Source organism: Coleofasciculus sp. FACHB-712, assembly GCF_014695635.1.
Taxonomy (GTDB): Bacteria; Cyanobacteriota; Cyanobacteriia; order Cyanobacteriales; family FACHB-T130; genus FACHB-T130.
Window position 1 is genome coordinate 1 of record NZ_JACJOQ010000507.1, and the last position, 6751, is coordinate 6751.

Annotated in this window: 8 protein-coding genes; 5 read left to right on the forward strand and 3 right to left on the reverse strand. The window is 47.2% G+C overall.

Translation table 11 applies throughout. From position 1 onward, the window contains the following. Positions 1 to 254 (forward strand): hypothetical protein (locus tag H6F50_RS26765; RefSeq protein WP_206754836.1); only part of this gene is annotated, 254 nt, incomplete at its 5' end. On the opposite strand, the gene amt is transcribed toward H6F50_RS26765, so the two are convergent. Together amt and purE are read right to left on the reverse strand one after the other, a co-directional pair. After that, positions 247 to 1857 carry an ammonium transporter gene (amt, locus tag H6F50_RS16855; RefSeq protein ID WP_190429594.1) on the reverse strand — a complete coding sequence of 537 codons (1611 nt, stop codon included), beginning with the start codon at positions 1855 to 1857 and terminating at the stop codon, positions 247 to 249. The two genes, H6F50_RS26765 and amt, sit on opposite strands and share 8 nt — an antisense overlap. A 789-nt stretch (positions 1858 to 2646) precedes the next feature. Then, on the reverse strand, positions 2647 to 3168 hold the full coding sequence (gene purE / locus H6F50_RS16860; protein ID WP_190429595.1) for a 5-(carboxyamino)imidazole ribonucleotide mutase: 522 nt from the start codon (positions 3166 to 3168) through the stop codon (positions 2647 to 2649). A 75-nt stretch (positions 3169 to 3243) separates the two neighbouring features. On the opposite strand from purE, the gene nagA reads away from it, so the two are divergent. From nagA to H6F50_RS16880, 4 genes are all read left to right on the forward strand, one after another. Then, entirely contained in the window at positions 3244 to 4518 is a 1275-nt protein-coding gene (gene nagA, locus H6F50_RS16865; RefSeq protein ID WP_190429596.1) for an N-acetylglucosamine-6-phosphate deacetylase, read from the forward strand. Positions 4519 to 4629: 111 nt separating this feature from the next. Next, positions 4630 to 5316, forward strand: a complete 687-nt coding sequence (gene bchM, locus H6F50_RS16870; protein WP_190429597.1) for a magnesium protoporphyrin IX methyltransferase — start codon at positions 4630 to 4632, stop codon at positions 5314 to 5316. 41 nt (positions 5317 to 5357) lie between these two features. Then, entirely contained in the window at positions 5358 to 5780 is a 423-nt protein-coding gene (locus H6F50_RS16875) for a hypothetical protein (protein WP_190429598.1), read from the forward strand. 17 nt (positions 5781 to 5797) lie between these two features. Then, positions 5798 to 6172 (forward strand): DUF423 domain-containing protein, encoded by a 375-nt coding sequence (locus H6F50_RS16880; protein WP_190429600.1) that lies wholly within the window; start codon positions 5798 to 5800, stop codon positions 6170 to 6172. Here H6F50_RS16880 and H6F50_RS16885 read toward each other — a convergent pair. Beyond that, positions 6169 to 6751: dual specificity protein phosphatase family protein (locus H6F50_RS16885; RefSeq protein ID WP_190429599.1), on the reverse strand; the 583-nt coding region annotated here is incomplete at its 5' end. The genes H6F50_RS16880 and H6F50_RS16885 overlap by 4 nt on opposite strands.

Here is a 6751-nt window from a genome sequence, read left to right on the forward strand (position 1 = left end):
GTTCCATCAACGCGATCGCGATTCTTGAGCAAATGAATCTGATTGCACCAATTTCAAACAGGGCAGTTTTGCATTGGATTAAACAAACCATCTGGGCTGCTCATAAGTTTTTCACCCAGAGATACAAGACAAAAAGAAATCCGCCCAATTCCCAGAGCTTCTATATAGTTGGGAACTTTGGCGGACTCTATTGGGGCAAAGACAAAACTCAAAAGCGCAAAATGTTTTCTTTTGGCTTATCTGTCCTTACTTGACGTATTCACCCGGTGAATTTGGCATCCCACCGTGCTTACCAGTATCAGAAAAACCACTAGAGCTTCCTTCCTTGAGGAATCCACTGTAAGCTTCCATGCCGTGTTCGCCGATATCCAAACCTTCAAACTCCTCTTCTGGAGTGACTCGGATACCGAGGGTCGCTTTCAGCGCCAGCCAGAAGATTGTACTGAGTAGAACGGTTATGCCTCCCACTGTGACAACACCAATCAGTTGAGTGATGAACTGTCCGGGACCACCACCGAGCAATAACCCCTTGGTTGGGCCAAGACCCTCACCGTACCAGGAATAGACACCAGGGCCAGCAGCAAATAAACCCACTGCCAAAGTCCCCCAGATGCCGCAAACTAGGTGAACTGAGGTCGCACCCACCGGGTCATCAATTTTGATTTTGTCAAAGAAAGTAACTGCGAAAACGACTAATACTCCCCCAACCAGACCAATAATCAAAGCACTGCCAAGGCTGATGAAAGCACAGGAAGCTGTCACCGCAACCAAGCCAGCCAGGACGCCGTTGATAATCATCGACAGATCCGGTTTACCCAAATACAGCCAAGCCGTGGCGGTAGCGGAGATTGCACCCGCAGCAGCCCCCATGTTGGTTGTCAGGGCAATGTGAGTAATGGCGTTTGCATCGGCAGCCATTGTGGAGCCAGGGTTGAAACCAAACCAGCCCAACCAGAGAATCAAAGTGCCCAAGGTGGCAATGCTCAGGTTATGACCAGGGAAAGCAACGCTTTGCCCGTCTTGATATTTACCAAGCCGTGGCCCTAAGAATGCGGCTCCCATCAAAGCTGCCCAGCCACCCACTGAGTGAACGACCGTGCAACCCGCGAAATCCCAGAAGCCTCTGGTTTGCAGCCAGCCACCGCCCCAGACCCAGTGTCCGGTGAGCGGGTAGGCAATCCCGACGAGTAAGAGGCTGAAGATTAAAAAGTCAACAAACTTAATCCGTTCTGCAACCGCTCCAGAAACAATCGTGGCGGCTGTTCCAGCAAATACTAGCTGAAACAAAAACTTAGCAGCTAAGGGAACGCCAGCCCATTTCAGAGAGCCAAAAACACCTTGATAGGCATCGTTGGTGGCGGGGCTGTTATCGGCTCCGCTCAAAAACCACCCGCTCAAACCAATGAAAGGATTACCGTCCCCGAACATCAAGCCAAAACCAATCGCCCAAAACGCGACGGTTGCTAGAGCAAACACAATCAAGTTTTTGGCAAGAACGTTGACCGCGTTTTTCTGGCGGCAGAAGCCAGTTTCTAGCATACAAAAGCCAGCGTTCATGAAGAACACCAGGAAGGCAGCGATCGCTACCCATAGGGTGTCTAGCGCTACCTTCAACTCGGCTGTTGTCGGCCCCTCAGCTGCCGGAGCATCCTGGGCGACTGCTGCATAACCCCACACCATCACAATCAAAATGGCGATAGGAATGCAAGCTTGCCAACTTGGAGTCAGCCGCTTAATGGCAATTTGCAACTGCTTAAACATCGTGGCAGTCCGGGGAGATTGGACTTGCCAATTAGAAGACAATCGCTTCTTTTTGGCTTTCGATTTCTTCTTTTTGAGCGTTAATTTAGGCATCATCACTGCACTTTCCTCAATCAGTCCAACACATCCATCGGTTTAGTCAAAAATCAGTAAATCCAGTCATTTGAAGTGAGTATATGACAAAACCTTACAGGCAACTCGTTAGGGATTTTTTCCTTTATCAACATCTAGACGGGATGTCTAATTTGTCCGGGAAATTTTAAGATTTTGTATTTTCCGAGGCGGGATATTCTGTATCGAAAGTTACATTTTTAGATTCTGGCTCTGGCATCTCAACCCGCAGAACTCTCCTGGAAGTATAAATCGCGGGAGTTTGAGCGAACTTGGAGCTAAATTAGTTTATATCCATCTATGGGGGGATGACCCAAAGAAAAGCCTAAATTTATTAAGCGAATCCATTAAGACTTCAGAAGCTTAAATTTCTCCGGAAATCCCATATTATAGAAACTTAAATTAAGCAATTACTTTATTAAATAAATGCTTTTATAGAAACTTTCCTATAAATTAAATGCAAGTTTTTTTATTTTATATTTGATGAACAGATAAAAACTGTTACTAAAATAGCAAAAACAAGGTTATCAATTTTTTTTAGGACAAGATTAAATTTGACTTTGATCGCGAAACATTCAACGAATAGATTGGGTCTAAATCTCAAAGAAACCGCCCCTGTCGCCCCTCCAGTTCCGCTAAAAATGAAATCAGCAGTTTTCTTGACGCACCTCGCTATCGGTAAACAAAGCGATTGGCATCAAAAAATTATTCTTGAGATTTCAATCGTTTCTCCTCTCTGCCAAGCCTAAAAAAATAACTGACTCGCCCTTAAAATTAGGGCATCTTCTCCAAATACTGCCTATAGCCGATTTCATCCAGAAGCTGCTGCTTCTCCATCACGGAATCGCTTAAACTGCGGCGATATTGCTGCACTCGTTCGAGTAATTCTGGCTGGTGGGATGCCAAGATTTGCACAGCCAACAAACCGGCATTTTTCGCATTACCAATCGCGACAGTCGCGACGGGAATTCCCGCTGGCATTTGCACGATGGAATAGAGGGAATCAACGCCCTGTAGGTGACGGCTGGCGACTGGCACCCCAATTACTGGCAAAGGTGTCAGAGACGCTACCATACCGGGGAGATGGGCAGCGCCACCGGCACCCGCGATAATCACTTTGATGCCGCGCTGGTGGGCTTGTTGGGCGTATTCCACCATCCGTTCCGGGGTACGGTGGGCAGAGACGATGGCGACTTCGCAGCCGACGCCAAATTCTTCACATATTGCGATCGCGCCTTGCATAGTGGGCAAATCGGAATCGCTACCCATGATGATGCCAATTAACGGTTGAGTCATTTTTTCGGGAGTTATTCAGTTGGTTGTTAGATAAACTGGTGTCTGCTCGAATTTAGGTATCTTGTCGCAAAAGTGATGACAGACGCAACAACGCTATCCATGACTGCCCCAATCGTGATTCGCAATGCTCGATTCCGAGGCTACGAAAGCTTACAGCAGATTTGGATTCATCAGGGCAGGATTGAGCAAATTCTGTCAATGGACACTGTATTCAAAATGGTTCCACCTGAGGATTTGCAAGTGCTGGATGTGGAGGGAGATTGGGTGTCGCTGGGTGGTGTCGATTTGCAGATTAATGGGGCGTTGGGGTTGGCATTTCCAGAATTGAATCTGGAAAATTGCGATAAGCTACCGGAAATTTGTAAATTTCTGTGGAATCAGGGCGTTGATGGATTTTTACCAACCATCGTTACAACATCGGTTGAGAACATTCAGCGATCGCTCTCCATTTTCTCTAATTTTGCCGCTTCCCAGCACCAAGATCGAACCACTGCCGAGATTTTGGGGGTGCATTTGGAAGGACCATTTCTCAATCCCCAGAAGCGAGGCGCACACCCCGCCGAGTACCTATTGCCGCTAACGATTGACAACGTGAAACGGGTTTTGGGGGATGATGCAGAGATTGTGAAAGTGATTACTTTGGCACCAGAATTAGATCCAACTGGGGAAGCGATCGCGTATTTGCGAAGTCTTGGGATCACCGTCAGTTTGGGACACTCCCAAGCTACTGAAGCCCAAGCGCAGCAAGCTTTTAAACTGGGAGCATCGATGGTGACTCATGCCTTCAATGCCATGCCCGGATTACATCACCGCGAACCCGGCTTATTAGGAGCCGCCCTGGTTCATCCAGCAGTACAGTGTGGTTTAATTGCCGATGGTCAGCACGTCTCTCAGACGATGATTCAGCTGCTGCTACGTGCCACTTCTATCCCTCTCAACAAGCAGGATCAGGACTCGCTAACCAAGCAAGGCATTTTCTTGGTTAGCGACGCCTTAGCACCCTTGGGACTCCCCGATGGGATTTACCCGTGGGATACGCGGCATATAGAAGTGAAAAACGGCACCGCCCGACTGCCAGATGGAACCCTCTCCGGGACAACATTGCCGCTGCTAGTAGGAGTACAAAATTTAGTGCGCTGGGGGATTTGTGAAGTCGAGACTGCGATCGCGCTTGCCACAGAATCCCCCCGTCGCGCCATTGGGTTGCTCAAAGAACCGTCAAAACGCGATCGCCAAAAAAACAACAAAACCAGTCCCTATCTTAATCAACCCGCTCATCAACTGCTGCGCTGGCATCTAGACGAATCAACCAAGGAACTAACCTGGCAGCGCTTATTACCCAATGCCTAAAATAAGCAATGCCTCTCCTCTTCCTTTCCTGCTCTGCGTGCTTTGCGTCCTCTGCGGTTCGTATAAATGGTAAGTTTAACCGTTGGGAACACTTCGATAAAATCCAATTTCATGAACGCAGCAGACGATAAAACAATTGTCAAAGACTATTTCAACTCCACCGGCTTCGATCGCTGGAGACGCATTTACGGCGATGGTGAAGTTAATAAAGTCCAACTAGACATCCGCGAAGGACATCAGCAGACAGTCGATACCGTCCTTAGCTGGCTAAAAGCCGATGACAATCTCGCAACTCTCTCCATCTGCGATGCGGGTTGTGGCGTCGGTAGCCTCAGCATCCCTCTCGCCGAAGCGGGTGCCAAAGTCTATGCCAGCGATATCTCCGAAAAAATGGTGGGAGAAGCCAAGGAAAGAGCAGAGGCAGTTCTAGGCAACATTAGCAATCCGACTTTCACCGTGCAAGATTTAGAAGCATTAAGCGGTAAATATCACACGGTTATTTGCTTAGACGTCCTCATTCACTATCCCCAAGACAAAGCCGCCGAGATGATTTCCCACCTCACTTCTATGGCAGAATCTCGGATAATTCTCAGCTTTGCGCCGAAAACTTTAGCCCTTAGTTTACTCAAAAAAATTGGCAGTTTTTTCCCTGGTCCCAGCAAAGCCACTCGCGCTTATTTGCACCGAGAAGCTGATATCGTCAAAATTCTAGAAAGTAACGGTTTTTCGATTCAGCGGCAAGGAATGACGAAGACTCGATTTTACTTTTCTCGCATACTGGAAGCTACGCGAAACTAAGGTTAGGATCGCGGCTGTATTGACAACATCAGCTGGGCACCATGAAGCTCATCAAAAAACTGTCTGCGGGCTTGTTACTGACATTCGGCGGAATTTTGCTAATGATTCCGCTCATTGTTTATACCCTACCGAATCCGAATGCTAGCCCGGAGGATAAACAGGAAGATGGAGACGCTGCCATCGGGGGTCTAGTTTTAGGACTCCCAGCGGTAGCCCTTGGAGGTTGGCTGGTGTGGGGATTGCGGAAACAACACTCGAAAGAAACAAGCGATCGCCTCCAGTCTACCTTTTATCAGCTACTGAAAGAAGGCGATGGAAATATCACCACTTTACAGTTTGCGATGGAGGCGAAGCTAACAGCTGCGGAGGCAAAGCAGTATTTAGATGATAGAGCTAAAGAATACGATGCTAACTTTAAAGTAAGTGAGGAAGGAGGAATTTCTTATTACTTCCTGTTGAGATAAGAGTAGTTGAAATTATGATGACGCAGATTTTTTTATGCATCGCATCTATTTTAGGCGGATTGTCCGTCGCTGCTGGTGCTTTTGCCTCCCACGCTTTGAACGAAAAACTCAGCGAACGGGCAGCAGAAATCTTTGAGACGGGTGCCCGTTATCAGATGTATCACGCATTAGCTTTGCTACTGGTGGCATTATTATTAAGTCGCGCCGAGGCAGCACAGTCAATCCTTGTGGCAGCTGGGTATGCCTTCATCGTTGGCGTCGTCCTTTTCTCAGGCAGTCTTTATGCTTTGAGCCTGACGGGTGTAAAGTGGTTGGGACCAATTACTCCACTAGGAGGCGTAGCCTTTATTGTGGGATGGGGTTGTTTAGCAGTTGCTGCATTCAGATTTTAAATAGTTAGCCTTTTCAGCAAGTCCCGCTGAGCTTTACTAAACTCAATTCCAGAACGTTTATTCTTGATCAGTGCTTCTGCTTGGTTCGCATTATTCACAAGCCCCTTGGCAACAAGGGTAGCAGCAACAACTGTTGCTGAACGCCCATGCCCAAGGGCACAGTGAATATAAATATTTCCCTGCCATGCACAGATTTCATTAACCAATTTTTGGAATACTTGATAATCTGGCACAGCCGCATCTAATGTAGGAACGCAGATATAAGCTTTTCCTGAAGTAACGCTTTTAGGTTCTGGGAATTCTGCCGTTAAATCAACTATTAAGTTGATATTATCGGGCAATTCATTAAGAAATACTCTACGACCCAGCCAGATGCCAGGTACTATCTCGTTACAACATTCCTCTTTCCTAATCAGTCTTTGAAGATGCCAGGTTATCCAGGTTAATAATAGATAAGGCATCAATAAGCATATATTCAGCCATCCCATCGTTCCATCTGACCGTTTTCCAAATACCTTAGCTCCCAGCCATCCGTATGCTGCTCCTACTGCAATAAAACTAACACCAGTCCATAAAATT